Annotated in this window: 13 protein-coding genes; 6 read left to right on the top strand and 7 right to left on the bottom strand. The window is 38.8% G+C overall.

Features of this window, described 5'->3' with window-relative positions:
- Positions 1–129 precede the first annotated feature (129 nt).
- Positions 130–561 carry an Rrf2 family transcriptional regulator gene (locus LCD34_RS14675; RefSeq protein ID WP_007497090.1) on the bottom strand — a complete coding sequence of 144 codons (432 nt, stop codon included), beginning with the start codon at positions 559–561 and terminating at the stop codon, positions 130–132.
- 183 nt (positions 562–744) lie between these two features.
- Between LCD34_RS14675 and LCD34_RS14670 the strand changes: the two genes are divergently transcribed.
- Positions 745–1944 (top strand): globin domain-containing protein, encoded by a 1200-nt coding sequence (locus tag LCD34_RS14670; RefSeq protein ID WP_224559659.1) that lies wholly within the window; start codon positions 745–747, stop codon positions 1942–1944.
- Between the two features lie 67 nt (positions 1945–2011).
- On the top strand, positions 2012–3436 hold the full coding sequence (locus LCD34_RS14665) for a SpoVR family protein (RefSeq protein ID WP_411910436.1): 1425 nt from the start codon (positions 2012–2014) through the stop codon (positions 3434–3436).
- Positions 3437–3486: 50 nt separating this feature from the next.
- Here the strand turns inward: LCD34_RS14665 and LCD34_RS14660 are convergent, their stop codons facing one another.
- Positions 3487–4851 (bottom strand): alkaline phosphatase, encoded by a 1365-nt coding sequence (locus LCD34_RS14660; protein ID WP_041507529.1) that lies wholly within the window; start codon positions 4849–4851, stop codon positions 3487–3489.
- 354 nt (positions 4852–5205) lie between these two features.
- On the opposite strand from LCD34_RS14660, the gene LCD34_RS14655 reads away from it, so the two are divergent.
- Both LCD34_RS14655 and LCD34_RS14650 read left to right on the top strand, forming a co-directional pair.
- Positions 5206–6036, top strand: coding sequence for a C40 family peptidase (locus LCD34_RS14655; RefSeq protein ID WP_224559650.1), 831 nt, complete (start codon positions 5206–5208; stop codon positions 6034–6036).
- A gap of 456 nt (positions 6037–6492) precedes the next feature.
- Positions 6493–7893 (top strand): amino acid permease, encoded by a 1401-nt coding sequence (locus LCD34_RS14650; RefSeq protein WP_024719963.1) that lies wholly within the window; start codon positions 6493–6495, stop codon positions 7891–7893.
- A 44-nt stretch (positions 7894–7937) separates the two neighbouring features.
- Here the strand turns inward: LCD34_RS14650 and LCD34_RS14645 are convergent, their stop codons facing one another.
- From LCD34_RS14645 to LCD34_RS14635, 3 genes are read right to left on the bottom strand one after another with little or no spacing between them, the layout of a single operon-like run.
- A complete protein-coding gene (locus tag LCD34_RS14645; RefSeq protein ID WP_008348984.1) occupies positions 7938–8228 on the bottom strand; it encodes a hypothetical protein in 291 nt (96 codons plus the stop codon).
- Positions 8216–9274 (bottom strand): anti-sigma factor, encoded by a 1059-nt coding sequence (locus tag LCD34_RS14640; RefSeq protein WP_024719964.1) that lies wholly within the window; start codon positions 9272–9274, stop codon positions 8216–8218. The genes LCD34_RS14645 and LCD34_RS14640 overlap by 13 nt, the downstream gene beginning before the upstream one ends.
- Positions 9267–9758 (bottom strand): sigma-70 family RNA polymerase sigma factor, encoded by a 492-nt coding sequence (locus LCD34_RS14635; RefSeq protein WP_008348979.1) that lies wholly within the window; start codon positions 9756–9758, stop codon positions 9267–9269. Before LCD34_RS14635 ends, LCD34_RS14640 begins: the two co-directional genes overlap by 8 nt.
- A gap of 386 nt (positions 9759–10144) precedes the next feature.
- On the opposite strand from LCD34_RS14635, the gene LCD34_RS14630 reads away from it, so the two are divergent.
- Entirely contained in the window at positions 10145–10747 is a 603-nt protein-coding gene (locus tag LCD34_RS14630) for a lysophospholipid acyltransferase family protein (RefSeq protein ID WP_017360344.1), read from the top strand.
- A 39-nt stretch (positions 10748–10786) separates the two neighbouring features.
- On the opposite strand, the gene LCD34_RS14625 is transcribed toward LCD34_RS14630, so the two are convergent.
- Positions 10787–12118, bottom strand: coding sequence for a hemolysin family protein (locus tag LCD34_RS14625; RefSeq protein WP_007497105.1), 1332 nt, complete (start codon positions 12116–12118; stop codon positions 10787–10789).
- A gap of 58 nt (positions 12119–12176) precedes the next feature.
- A complete protein-coding gene (locus LCD34_RS14620; protein WP_008348973.1) occupies positions 12177–12617 on the bottom strand; it encodes a MerR family transcriptional regulator in 441 nt (146 codons plus the stop codon).
- Between the two features lie 335 nt (positions 12618–12952).
- On the opposite strand from LCD34_RS14620, the gene LCD34_RS14615 reads away from it, so the two are divergent.
- Positions 12953–14335 carry a hemolysin family protein gene (locus LCD34_RS14615; RefSeq protein ID WP_025207018.1) on the top strand — a complete coding sequence of 461 codons (1383 nt, stop codon included), beginning with the start codon at positions 12953–12955 and terminating at the stop codon, positions 14333–14335.
- The last annotated feature ends 24 nt before the right edge of the window (positions 14336–14359 follow it).

Raw genomic sequence — 14359 nt, 5'->3', positions numbered from 1 at the left:
TTCTAGCAATCTATATACCCTAATTATATTGAATCAAACATGATAGTCAATATTTATTTATAATAATTTTAAATAAATTATTATTACAAAGAGGTAAAGAAAAAGACGAAAGAAATAAATTCTTTCGCCTTAGAGCAGAAGCTCTCTTAGAGCATCTTTGTTTTGTGTTAAATCACTTAATGTGTATTGGTCAAGAACGCGTAAATAAGCAGTGAGTGCTTCATGAAGTACGTGCTTTAATGAACAAATCGGGGAGATAATACAGCTGTTTTTCTTCGGATCAAAGCATTCAACCATGACTAAATCATCCTCTGTATAGCGGACAACCTCACCAATATTAATGCTTTCTGGGCTTTTCCCCAGCCTAATCCCACCATTTCTTCCGCGGATCGTTTCTACATAACCACGTTTTCCAAGATGGTAAATGACCTTTGTCAGGTGATTTTTCGAAATGCCATAAATATCGGCAATCTGCTGAATATTTGACAGTTCATTGTTTTCTCTCGAAGCTAAATAAATGAGTACCCTTAATGAGAAATCTGTATAATTCGTAAGTTTCATTTGGACGACCTCTAAACCTAATAGAGTTTTGTATCATCGTAACACATTTTAGACAAAAACTGTTCGAGAAAGTACTAAATGTGACAACATTTAAAACATGCATTATAAATATTGCTTTTATACGTTGTCTTCCATTACGATAAAAATGTATTTAAAATACATCTTTTGAAAGAAGGAATAACGATGTTATCCACAGATCAAATGAATGCCATTAAACAATCAGCCCCTCTTCTAAAAGCTGAGGGAACAAAACTTGTGACAGTTTTTTATCAAAATATGATCAGACAGCATCCAGAGCTACTCAATCAGTTTAATAAAACAAATCTCATGAATGGAAGCCAGCCAGAGGCGCTTGCCGCAACACTCTATCAAGCTGCACTGCACATTGATCGCTTGGCAGACTTGCTACCTGCTGTGAAACAAATTGCCCATAAGCATGTCAGTGTCATGGTGAAAAAAGAGCAGTACCCAATCGTCGGATATCACCTTCTTGAAGCAATGAAAGAGGTATTTGGGTTATCAGAGGAAGATGACACATTGTTGGCTTGGAAGGCTGCATATGACATCATTGCGAATATATTCATCACCATTGAGGCAGAAATGATGGCTGAAAATGTGAAACAAACGGGTGGATGGGCAGATGTCAAACCGTTTATTCTGAAGAAAAAGCAACAAGAATCTCCATCACTCATTTCCTTTTATTTCGTACCAGAGGATGAATCTGAGCTACCAATGTATGAAGCTGGTCAATACATTACGGTGCAGGTAGATATGCCGGGTGAAGCCTATGTATGCAGCAGACAATACAGTTTATCAGATCAATATCACCCATCTTACTATCGCATCACCGTGAAACGAGATGGGCATGTCTCCACATTCCTGCATGATGAAATGGAAGAAGGCGATATTCTTCACGTGAGTATGCCGCAGGGAATGTTCTGCTTGCAAGATGACACAAAAGAACCCGTTTATTTAATTAGTGCCGGTTCTGGTGTCACACCAATGATTGGTTTAGTGAAAACAGCGTCGCATAACAATCAGCCATTCACGATGATTCATGCAGACAGACTAGAGGATGTAACCGCTTTCGAACAAGAGTTTGAACACGTTCTCACTTCATCTCTAGAGGGGCGTATTATCCTTTGTAACGAACAATTTGAAAAGAGTGTAAAGAGTGAGCTGGTTGAGAAGGTGGCTACGCGGATTGACGGACCTTTCCTTCAATCAGTCATTGGTGAAGGAAAAGGCCAATTTTATGTTTGCGGTTCTCCAGCATTTACTCAAGAGATGATCCTTATTCTAAAAGCGATGGACATCCCGGAAAAGAATATCCATTTTGAAGCGTTCGGCGGGCAGTCCATGAAAGAAATGGAAGTCGTCTAAACAACTGGCTGAACATCATGTTTTTTTAGGTATGCTCATATAGTAGGGATAAGTCCGATGAGGAGGGATGGTTTCCTTGAGCGTATCTGAAAAGCGTCTTTTACAACGAGCCATTGATGAAATTACAGAAATTGCAGAAGGATTTGGTCTGGATTTTTATCCGATGAGGTATGAAATCTGTCCCGCGGAGATTATTTATACATTCGGTGCATATGGCATGCCAACACGATTTAGCCACTGGAGCTTTGGAAAGCAATTTCACAAAATGAAGCTTCATTATGATTTAGGATTAAGCAAAATTTATGAGCTGGTGATTAATTCAAATCCTTGCTATGCCTTTCTCCTTGATAACAATTCGCTTGTTCAAAATAAACTAATTGTGGCTCATGTCTTGGCACACTGCGATTTCTTTAAAAACAACTGCCGTTACCAAAACACAAAACGAGATATGGTGGAAAGTATGTCAGCGGCAGCAGAGCGAATTAAAGAATATGAACATATCCACGGTACAAAAGAAGTCGAGTCCTTTTTAGATGCTGTATTGGCATTGCAGGAGCATATTGATCCGTCGCTTGTTCGTTCAAAATTAAGCTGGAATCTCGACGATGAAGATGAATATGAAGAGGACAAACCAAAACGTCAAACGCCATATGATGATTTGTGGGGAATGGATGAACCAAAAACACGTGAGAAAAAGAAAACGATCAAGCAATTCCCACCAAAGCCAGAAAAAGATATATTGCTCTTTATCGAGGCACACTCCCGGGAGCTAGAGCCTTGGCAGAGGGATGTGCTGACGATGCTGAGAGAGGAAATGCTCTATTTTTGGCCACAGCTAGAAACGAAAATCATGAATGAAGGCTGGGCATCGTATTGGCACCAGCGGATTATGCGTGAACTTGATTTAGATTCAAGTGAATCGATTGAATTTGCCAAATTAAATGCAGGTGTCGTGCAGCCATCTAAGACAGGAATCAATCCTTACTATTTAGGGCTGAAGATTTTTGAAGATATTGAAGAGCGCTACGATCATCCATGCGAGGAATTAAAAAAAGCAGGAGTGACGGAAGGGTCCGGTCGCAGCAAAATGTTTGAAGTGCGAGAAATTGAATCAGACATTTCTTTTATTCGAAATTACTTAACGAAAGACCTTGTGATGAGGGAAGATTTGTACTTGTTTCAAAAGCAGGGGAGAGACTATAAAGTCATTGATAAAGAATGGAAGGCAGTCCGTGATCAGCTAGTCAGCATGAGAGTCAATGGCGGCTTTCCATATTTGACAGTCATCGATGGTGACTATTTAAAAAACAACGAACTCTATATTAAACATTGGTATGAAGGCATTGAGCTTGATCTCAAATACTTAGAAAAGGTGCTTCCATATTTGTATCAGCTATGGGGAAGAAGTGTGCACATCGAGTCAGTTCTTGAAGGAAAAGAAGTGATGTTTTCATACGATGGAAAAGGGGTTCATAGGAAGTATCTTACTTAATGATCAAAAAAGATGTCTACGACTAGACATCTTTTTTTGTGATTAGCACTTTATTGGTTTTTCAGCAGTTTGAAAATGTGTTTCGCTTGATCTGTATTTTCCATGAGCCCTTTTAGCTGTTCGCTTGTTGGTCCATAAGCATAAAATGGTACTTCATCCCCTGTATGACCCGATGTGGTCCAGCCTGTATGAGACCTCGTATTGATGACCTTTTCGATGGCATCATCAATTTGAACAGGATCTTTTGTTTCAGCCGCCTTTTGAATAGAGGCGATTTCCTCTTTTGTGAAATCAAGGTCGATGTATTGTTTGAGCGCAGTCTCGACCGTCATACCCCCTACAATTTTATTTGCAATGAAATCAGGTGTCTTTTTTGCTGCTTTGACGGGCTGATAATCCCAGCTGCCCGAACCGTCTGCCCCGAAGGAAAGGCCACCAGTTGAATGATCTGCTGTCGTGATGACTAACGTGTTTTTATCCTTTTTTGCGAAACGAATGGCTTCTTCAAATGCTTTTTCAAAATCTTTCATCTCACTCATCGCACTGACAATATCGTGGTCATGTCCAGCCCAGTCAATTTGACTGCCTTCAACCATGAGGAAAAATCCTTTTTTGTTTTTAGACAGCTGTTTGATGGCTGAGGATGTCATGTCTTGCAAGGAAGGGGTCGTTTTATCACGATCAATTGCTTTATCGAGACCACCGTCAGCAAAAATGCCTAACAATTTTTGCTGTTTGTTTTTTTGTAAGTCAGCTTTATTGGTTACGTAACGATAGCCTGCTTTTTGAAATTCTTTCGTCAAATCACGATCTTTGCGGACAAAATCGATCAGTCCTCCGCCAAGCATGACATCGACTGTATGCTGTTTGCCAATTTTCTCATCGAAGAAATCATCAGCAATGGCTGCTGTGTTTTTTCTAGACACATCGTGGGCGGCATACGCAGCAGGTGTCGCATTGGTTAATTCAGATGTGACGACGAGACCAGTAGACTTTCCTTTGCGTTTTGCTTCTTCCAATACTGTTTTTAGTTTTTTGCCATTTTTGTTTACACCAATGGCGTTGTTGTATGTCTTTTGACCAGTTGCCATGGCTGTACCAGCTGCTGCTGAATCAGTAATGTTACTTTTAGAATCATCAGGGTATGTTTTATGCATGCCAGTGAGGTAAGGATCAAACGCTGTTTGCTTGGAAAGATCACCGTTGTGTTTAAATGAGCGGTAAGTTGAAAGGTAAGGTGTTCCCATGCCATCTCCAATGAGCACGATCACATTTTGTACGTCATTTTTTGGTTTCTTTTTAGCCTCAGCTTTGTCAGCCTGTCCAAATTCAATTCCTGAAAAAATACCAATCGATAACACTGATGCGGCTGCGATTGCAGCTATTTTCGTTTTCGAGCTTTTCAACACACTCATTCATTTTGCCTCCTCATTGTTTATGTATCGCTCTCACGTTTACAATGGTAGAGCAGAAGTGTGGATTCCAAATGACAGCACCGTAAAGTTCACTTTAAAATTGTAAAGGTCCACTTTACATAGAATGAACCAAAAAGTGAAATGAATGTATGATTTATCTATGACAAGATGCATTTGTTTTGTCATGATTGTGTAATAAAAATGAAATAAAAAGAACCCTAAAAAAAAATAATTTTTGCCGAATTAATAAGCATAATGTCGTAGGAAGTCAAGACTATTTCTTCTGGTATTCGATCCTTATAATAGAAAGTAGATAAAAATTCGGATCACGATAGATACATACAGGAGGAACAAATGAAAAAACAATTGATCACAGCTGCAAGTGCAGTTCTACTTGGGACGACATTATTTGCCGGAGCTGCCTCAGCACAATCAGTAAAGGTTCAAAAAGGTGACTCTCTTTCTGTTCTAGCGAAAAAATACAAAACAACCGTGAGTAAGATTAAATCAGACAATAAGTTGAAATCTAACACGATTTATGTTGGACAAACTTTAAAAGTGAATGGTACTTCTTCAAACAAGGTAACGAAAACATCAAAAACAACAACAAAAGTAAAAGCGTCTTCAGCGACAGCCACTCATAAAGTTGTCAAAGGTGATACTTTATCTAAAATCGGCAAAAAATATGGAATGACAGTGAAAGAGCTGAAATCGTTAAATAAACTCAAAACAGATTTGATTAAAATTGGACAAAAGCTGAAAGTGAAAAAGACATCCAAAGTGAAACCAACACCTATCAAAGAAAAAACAGTTGCTACTTCTTCTTTAAACACGTCTAAACTCGTAGCAGATGCGAAAGCACAAAACGGTACACCATATAAATGGGGTGGAACGACACCGAAAGGCTTTGATTGCAGCGGTTTTATGTGGTATATCATTAACAAACAAACAAAGATTTCAAGACAAACGACTGAAGGTTTTTGGGGATCAATGAAAAGCGTTTCAACACCTAAAGTTGGAGATTTTGTCTTCTTTACAACCTATAAATCTGGCCCATCTCACATGGGTGTCTACCTTGGGAACAACAAGTTTATCCACGCTGCTTCTGATGGTGTGACGATCAGCGATATGACTTCAAGCTATTGGAAGCCAATTTACCTTGGCGCAAAGACATTTGTAAATTAATAATGGATCTTAAGAGACTGCTTACTAGGCAGTCTCTTTTTTTGTATATCGTTTGCGCAGCTAAAACAGTCCATTATCATAGCTCTCTATGAGTCTAAAGGCTTTTAAATAAGCAAAAGTGAAGACAAGTTATCAAAAGAATAATTTTATTTTCACTTTATAAAAATTATATCAAAAAAGTATAATTTTGTATTTTGTATAATAAATAGAAGAGGCCAAGCTATGATTTGAATAAAGATTGAAGAAAATCTACCATGAATATTGACAAGTATTTTGTTGATAAATAAGAATTTTCACTCTATTTTTAAAAAAAGTATTTTCATTTTTTAATTTTCATATATAATAATTTTACGCCACCAATTTATTGCGCTAAATTAAATCTAAATATTCAGAAAATAAAATGAATTACGAAGTGGTGGCGTCTTTAGACGGATACTAAGTTTTGGGAGTGATGGTATGAGCAATTCGTTGTTTAGAAAGAAGAGCATTTCAGAGCTAATTGCGGCAACACAAGGGGAAAAAGCGTTAAGAAAGGAATTAGGTTCATTTGACTTAACGATGCTTGGTATTGGAGCGATTATCGGTACAGGGATATTTGTACTGACAGGTACAGGCGCCGTCACAGCAGGACCAGGACTTGTTTTATCATTTGTGATTGCAGGTCTTGCATGTTTATTTGCGGCATTGTCATATGCGGAATTCGCTTCCACAGTGCCAGTATCAGGATCTGTTTATACATTTACGTACGCATCTATGGGAGAATTTTTAGCGTTTATCATTGGCTGGGATTTGATATTAGAATATATGCTAGCCGCTAGTGCCGTTTCAGCAGGCTGGTCAGGCTACTTTGTGTCGTTTTTAAATGGGATAGGGATTCATATACCGGTTGAATTAACAGCAGCACCAGGTGGTTTAAAGGGGCAAGTGACATATTTTAATCTTCCTGCATTTATTATTTTAATGATCATCACCTTCTTGCTGTACTTCGGTATTAAAGAATCAAAACGAGTCAACAACATCATGGTCATTATGAAAATTGCGGTGATTCTGCTCTTTATTTTAGTCGCTGTGAAATATGTAAAACCTGAAAACTGGACACCATTCGTTCCTTTTGGAACTTCAGGCGTGTTAAGTGCAGCAGCTCTCGTATTCTTTGCATTTATCGGATTTGATGCAGTTGCTTCTGCGGCAGAGGAAACAAAAAATCCATCCCGCAACTTGCCAAGAGGAATCATCACTTCCTTATTGATTTGTACCATGTTGTATGTGGTAGTCAGTGCCATCATGACAGGCATTGTTCCATTTATGAACTTTGAGGGAGTATCCCATCCAGTGTCTCTTGTTTTACAAGTAGCCGGTCAAAATTGGGTGGCGGGTATTGTAGATGTTGGGGCGATTTTAGGGATGACCACGGTCATGCTTGTCATGCTGTACGGCCAAACACGTGTCATGTTTGCCATGTCTCGTGATGGCTTGGTACCAAAGGTTCTTTCAAAGGTTCATCCAAAACATAAAACACCTTATATCAATACTCTTTTCTTTGGAACATTGTCAGCATTAATGGGTGGATTCATTCCGCTTGATGAGCTGGCAAGTCTAGTGAACATCGGAACACTTTCAGCTTTCATTTTGATTTCAGTTGCTGTCATTGTCATGAGAAAAACACAGCCTGATTTACCGAGAGCATTCAGATGCCCCGCAGTGCCGCTCATTCCAATCTTGGCTATTCTATCTTGCGGACTGCTCATTTATAAGCTTGGCACCATCACATTTGTTCGTTTCTTAATCTGGCTTGCCATTGGACTTGTTGTCTATTTCTTATATTCAAGAAAGCACTCCGAATTAAACAAAAAATAAGAGTGTACAGAAAAAGCCAGTCAAGTATGACTGGCTTTTTAGTATTAAAAACCTAATTGAAGATCGACATCAATGGAGACGATCGCATAAACACAAACGATGACAAAAATATTCAGAACGACGCCTAGAAAACCTGGTCCAGTGCGGCCTTTTTTAATGAACAGTTCAATCACACCGAATGGAACTGCGGCCATTGCAAAAGGAAGCATTTGAAACGAATAAAATGTCACATTGCTAATAATGGCGAGGTTCAGCATGAGCAGCGATAAAATAGCGGTGCCGACCGAAATCCAGCCAAACACATTATGCTCTTTAAAAATTCTTACCAATTCCATAATTCCACCTCGCTCACTTTGGCCGTTTTAATGCGTTTTGTCTTCACAAATTTCTCTATTTCTTTAGAAGGACCTGTGACAACAGAACCGTAAACCGTGACACCATTTTGATTGATGTAGCGTATTCGGTTAGAGAGGTCAAGTTCAGGTCTGCCAGAGATCGTTTTTGCCCAGGATGGATGCTGGTTGACATAGGCGAGGGCATCTTTGAACTGATCAACCTCTGTTTTTGATGTGTGCTGAAGCTCTTTTAAAAATTCAGAGTCTTTCCCGGGAAAACCGATTGGACGCTGATTTCCACTTAATGAATCTTCTGTTTTGATCGCATTCCAAAGCACTTTCATATCATATTTTTTAGCAAATGAATACACGTCTTTCGGTGTGTATGCTTTGTCATAGGATACATACACTTCACTCACTGTTCCTTCAGGTAGCTTGTCTAGAGTAGTGAGTGTTTGTTTTTTAGATGTATCTGCCTGCGACGAAGGGTGCGTAAAGAAATCCTCCGTATTACGTGCGCTGTCGCCATAATAAGAGATCGTAGGCTGCTTTAATTTATCGAAAAACATTTCGATTTGTTCACTGCCGATGGCTTCTGTTTTATTGCCAATTTGTTTTTGCAGCTTAAGTTCTGTGTTCATACCAAACAGTTTGACTTGCCCTTTTAAATCCTTCATATCAATGGCGACATTCGGTTTTGTTAGGGCGACTGTTACAGCGGCCGTTTCCATAAAATGATTGCCTTTACTGTCTGCTCCGCCAACGCCGTAGTATAGATAACTACCTAGTGTACAAAGCGGTAAAATAATCAGTGTAGATATGACAGCAAGCACAGAAATACGTAAATAGGACTTTCTTTTTCCGTATTGTAAAATGGCTTTTTGTTTTTCAGGACTGATGGAGAAGTCTGTCCAATCTGAGTCATTCAGTTCTTGGCTTAAGCGTTTTTCATTTTCTTCGAGCTCTTCTTCAAACGCCATCATTTCTTCTTCGTTCATCTCGCCATTATTATATTGTTCCCATCGCTTATTAAACTCTTCATTCATCATTAACACCTCTGTTATATAGTGCTTTTAGGCGCTGCCTTGCACGAAATAAAACACTTTTAAAATTTGCTTCAGTAATATTCATGACCTTGGATGCTTCTTTGTAATTCAGTTCTTTTAAATAATACAATGTCAACGCTTCCTTGTAGTTATCTGGAAGCTGCTCTAAATACATGTTGAGGACTTCTTTTATTTCAATCTGTTCAGCGGGACTTTGTACAGACGTTTGTAAAAGGCCGCCAATGAGATCATCCGATATGGTCACTTCTTTTTTATGTTTCCTGACATAATCAATAAAAGCATTTCGTGCCACCTGAAATAACCAAGGTTTCACTTTGCTATGGTCGTAGGAATGAATATGTATATAAGCACGCATAAAGGTTTCCTGCAATAAGTCCTCTGCCAAATGTTTGTCTTTTGTCATGGAGAGCAGAAACCTGTAAACATCGTTCATATACATTTGATAAATTTCATCGATCGTCACTGATTTTTCTCCCCTCTATGTTATACACGCATAAGAAAGGCATAAAGTTGCACGAAACTTCTCATAGGCCGTACATTACTCATCTCTTTCACCGAATCAAAATCATTTCTCCTTATCATAGCGAAATTTGCATCATTTATAAAGTGTTTTCAATAGAACAAATCAGGAAAAAAACTCAAAAAACGACAATTTTGGACACAATTCTTCCTCTATTCTCTCCTAAAAACACATGCTTGAATACAGAAGGAGCGGTCATCTTAAGTGAAAAGATGATTTTAGTGAACCGTCTCTATTTTATCAGCAGGAGAAAATTTTTAGTACCAGGTAATAAAAAATTTGTTATAATAGATACAAATCCTTCATTCTTCAAACAAAGGAAGTGCACTATGTATAAATTTTCAGGCTATACCGTCAAAGCATTTTTTGCTCTCCGAGGCGGAATCAAAGTATATCAAAAAGAGAATCTGCCAACAGACCGGGGGTTTGTCATTGCTTGTACGCATGAGGGTTTTGTGGATGTTCTTGCATTAGGCGCAGGAATTCTTCCGTTTGAGATCCACTACATGGCGAAAAAAGAATTGTTTGCAAATAAATGGATCGGCGGATTTTTAAAGAAGATTCATGCTTTTCCAGTTGATCGAGAGAATCCTGGGCCAAGCAGTATTAAAACGCCCATTAAATTATTAAAAGAGGGGAAAATCGTTGGGATTTTTCCAAGCGGAACACGTACAACAGAAGATGTTCCTTTAAAAAGAGGGGCCGTTACGATTGCGCAGCTCGGCAAATCACCAATCGTTCCAGCAGCGTACAAAGGACCTTCTAATGCAAAAAGCCTTTTTAAGAAGGGAAAAATGCGCTTAATCATTGGTGAACCGATTGAGCTGTCTGAATTTGATCATCTGCCGCCAAAAGAAAGATTAGGTGCGATGACAGAAGTATTAAACACAAGAATCAAAGAACTTGAAGCTAAGTTAATCGAAAAGGGATAAAGAAAACGACCACTTGCTAAGGCAAGGGTCGTTTTTTTCTTAAGAAGCGCCTTCTTCAGCTGCTTCTAATAGTTGTTCGTTTAGTTTTTTGACTTCGATGTATGCCACATGGTGTCCATCGACTTCATTAATGATAAATTCATAGCCTTGTTCACGAATCGCGTCATTTTTCTCGACTTCATATTTTTGTGTAAGGAACCAGCCGCCGATTGTGTCGACTTCTTCGTTATCAAGCTGAATACCTAGTAGCAGGTTAACTTGATCTACAAGGACCTTTCCATCAAAGATATAGTGGTCTTCTCCCAGTTTACGCACTTCGTTGATTTCATCAATATCGAATTCATCACGAATCTCACCGACGATTTCTTCAAGGATGTCTTCAACTGTTACAAGTCCTGCTGTACCGCCATATTCATCTGATAAAATGGCCATGTGTACACGCTCACGCTGCATTTTAAGCAGTAGATCATGAACAGGAACTGTTTCAATTACATGAATAATCGGGTTTACAAAATGTTCGATCGTATCACTTGTGGAACATTCACCACTAATACATGCAGTGAGTACTTCTTTAATATTCACAACACCGATGATGTTGTCTTTATCGCCATCTTCAATTGGATAACGTGTATATTTCTCGACCTTGGTCACTTTCAGCATTTCCTCAATGGTAATATCATGAGGGAAGCTGACAACTTCGGTACGAGGAATCATAATTTCTTTCGCCAGACGGTCATCAAATTCAAAAATTTTATTTACATATTTGAATTCAGACTGGTTAATCTCGCCGCTCTTATAGCTCTCAGATAAAATAATCCGCAATTCTTCTTCAGAGTGCGCCATGTCATGCTCAGATACTTGCTGAAGACCAAACGCTTTTGTTAACAAACGAGCAGATCCATTTAATACCCAGATAAAAGGGAACATCACTTTGTAAAAAATCATAAGCGGTCTAGCAAATAGAAGGGACACTTGCTCAGCCTTTTGAATGGCGAGTGTTTTTGGTGCAAGCTCTCCAACCACGACGTGTAAAAACGTCATAATACTAAACGCAATAATAAAAGTGACAATATGACTGGCTGATTGAGGAATCGACAGCTCTACAAATAGTGGAGCAAGCATGTGCGCAATTGTTTCTTCCCCTAACCAACCAATCCCAAGGGCGGTAATGGTAATACCGAGCTGACAGGCCGACAGATACTCATCAAGGTGAGTCGTGACGTGCTTGACAGCAACTGCTGTTTTATTACCTTCTGCAATTAATTGATCAATTCTTGAGCTTCTTAAGCGAATGATCGCAAACTCCGATGCAACGAAAAACGCGGTTAAAGCTATAAGTAAAGCAACTATGAGTAAATTCACTATGTCCAATTAAGGCCTTCGTTCTGACTTTGAGAACGAAGGTAACACCTCCTGTTTAGTAAAAATTTTAACTTAACAGCAGTAAAAATGATTGGACAGCCGTCATTTTTTCAGGAGTAAGCTGCTCTTTTAGTTTTTCACGTTGTTCTGGCTGAAGCTGCTTACAACGTGCCAAAATGCGGTCCATATGCTCATTCATCCGATCGATATCTGAGGTTAAATGGACAAGTTCATCAGGATCTTCCTTTTGAGAAGGGAATTGTTCATCTAATCTGGATTTGATGTCAGAAAGAGCCAATCTCTGCTGTTTGCAAAGAACGATTAATTGTAATCGTTTTAAAGCATGTTCATCGTAATAACGATAATTAGAGCAAGATCTAACAGGCGCAAGCAACCCTAGATTCGTATAATAATCTACAGTTCGTTTCGTCACCTGTGCAATCTGTGCTAGTTCACCAATACGATACTTTTTCTCAGCCCCATCTGAACATCTCCTCCTAACCGTCACGTTATAGTTTATGAAAATAGTTTAATATAATTCGAGTCTGAAATACAAGATAATTGTTCAGATTTCCTGCCAATATGAAGAAACAAAGGGCATTTCCATCAATTTAGGTTGTCATCTTTAAAATACTGTAGCGATACAGGAATTTTCAGATTATTTATGGTAAGATAAAATGAATACCGTTTCATATATATGTAGAGAGACGGATTTTACGTGAACCGGAGGTGGTTAAGTGGGGCCCTCAAAGTAGTCTTATTTAATCAGTTAACCGTTTTGCAAAAGATAACATCATCAATCAGGAGGTGACTCCTTGTTCTTCTAAGAAAGAGCAAGGTTAAATGGACGATATTGTTAATCTGAGTATAGTCGGAGTTTTGATTGCTTTAACAGCTTTCTTTGTTGCATCTGAATTTGCCATTGTAAAGGTGAGAAGTTCAAGAATTAATCAGCTTGTTGCCGAAGGGTCCAAAAAGGCTATCATGGCGAAAAAGGTGACATCAAGGCTAGATGAATATTTGTCAGCCTGTCAGCTCGGTATTACAGTGACATCCCTTGGTTTAGGGTGGATCGGTAAACCGGCAGTAAAAGAACTTTTAGTTCGAGGTTTTGGTTTGACAAACATTCCTGATTCAGCAATCAGCCTGATCTCAGCAACACTTGCGTTCTCTATTATTACCTTTTTGCATGTAGTTGTTGGCGAGCTTGCACCAAAAACACTTGCCATACAAAAGGCAGAAAAAATGACGCTTTGGCTGTCAGGACCGCTGCATGCATTTTATATCCTTATGTACCCTTTCATTTATGTGTTGAACGGGTCAGCCCGTGTACTAACGAAAATGATGGGTATCGATATGGGGTCTGAAAAAGAACATTCCCATTCCGAAGAGGAATTAAAGATTTTATTATCTGAAAGCTTAAAAAATGGGGAAATCAACTCATCAGAGTATAATTATATGAACAAGATATTCGATTTTGATAATCGAATCGCAAGAGAAATTATGATACCGCGAAGAGAAATTTGTGCGATTCCAGAAGATATGCCGTTAGACGAAATACTGGCGATCATGACAAAGGAAAAGTACACACGCTTCCCCGTGTTTTCAGGGGATAAAGACCATGTCATTGGCATGCTCAACAAAAAGCAGCTCTTTGCAGATATTGTGTATCTAGGAGAAAAAGATCAACTGAAGCTTCAAGATTATATTTATCCAGTGATTGAAGTGATTGACACGATTCCAATTCAAGAGCTTCTCGTCAAGATGCAGCGCGATCGAATGCATATGGCGATTTTAACGGATGAATATGGCGGGACATCTGGACTTGTCACAACGGAGGATATTTTAGAAGAGATTGTTGGAGACATTCGAGATGAATTCGATGAAGATGAGCAGCCGGTCATTCAAAAGAGAGCGGAGCATCATTATATATTAGATGGAAAAGTGAGATTAGAGGAAGTTCAAGATTTGATCGAAATGTCATATCATGATGAAGAAATTGATACGATAGGCGGGCTAATCTTAAATGAGAACATTGATATCCGAGAAGGACAATCCATTTACCTTGATGATATTCGGATGAAGGTCTTGGAGATGGATGGACGCTATGTGAAAAAGATCGACCTGAAAAAAGGCGTCACATCATCAGAAAAAGAAAATACACGCACAGGGCTTGATATAAAAGAGCCGCTGTTAGTAAATGAAATGACCTTGAGCGAAAAATAAGCTCAAGGTTTTTTTAGGTATTTA

Source organism: Bacillus sp. RAR_M1_44 (assembly GCF_020165935.1).
Taxonomy (GTDB): Bacteria; Bacillota; Bacilli; order Bacillales; family Bacillaceae; genus Bacillus; species Bacillus altitudinis.
This window is presented reverse-complemented; position numbering and strand designations above follow the sequence as displayed.

What these genes read in the sequence shown, in the direction of transcription:
- LCD34_RS14650 (WP_024719963.1), top strand. Translation starts at nt 6,493, where the DNA reads ATGAGCAATTCGTTGTTTAGAAAGAAGAGCATTTCAGAGCTAATTGCG.
- LCD34_RS14640 (WP_024719964.1), bottom strand. Translation starts at nt 9,274, where the DNA reads ATGAATGAAGAGTTTAATAAGCGATGGGAACAATATAATAATGGCGAG.
- LCD34_RS14615 (WP_025207018.1), top strand. Translation starts at nt 12,953, where the DNA reads ATGGACGATATTGTTAATCTGAGTATAGTCGGAGTTTTGATTGCTTTA.
- LCD34_RS14630 (WP_017360344.1), top strand. Translation starts at nt 10,145, where the DNA reads ATGTATAAATTTTCAGGCTATACCGTCAAAGCATTTTTTGCTCTCCGA.
- LCD34_RS14670 (WP_224559659.1), top strand. Translation starts at nt 745, where the DNA reads ATGTTATCCACAGATCAAATGAATGCCATTAAACAATCAGCCCCTCTT.
- LCD34_RS14655 (WP_224559650.1), top strand. Translation starts at nt 5,206, where the DNA reads ATGAAAAAACAATTGATCACAGCTGCAAGTGCAGTTCTACTTGGGACG.
- LCD34_RS14665 (WP_411910436.1), top strand. Translation starts at nt 2,012, where the DNA reads ATGGTTTCCTTGAGCGTATCTGAAAAGCGTCTTTTACAACGAGCCATT.
- LCD34_RS14675 (WP_007497090.1), bottom strand. Translation starts at nt 561, where the DNA reads ATGAAACTTACGAATTATACAGATTTCTCATTAAGGGTACTCATTTAT.
- LCD34_RS14660 (WP_041507529.1), bottom strand. Translation starts at nt 4,851, where the DNA reads ATGAGTGTGTTGAAAAGCTCGAAAACGAAAATAGCTGCAATCGCAGCC.
- LCD34_RS14645 (WP_008348984.1), bottom strand. Translation starts at nt 8,228, where the DNA reads ATGGAATTGGTAAGAATTTTTAAAGAGCATAATGTGTTTGGCTGGATT.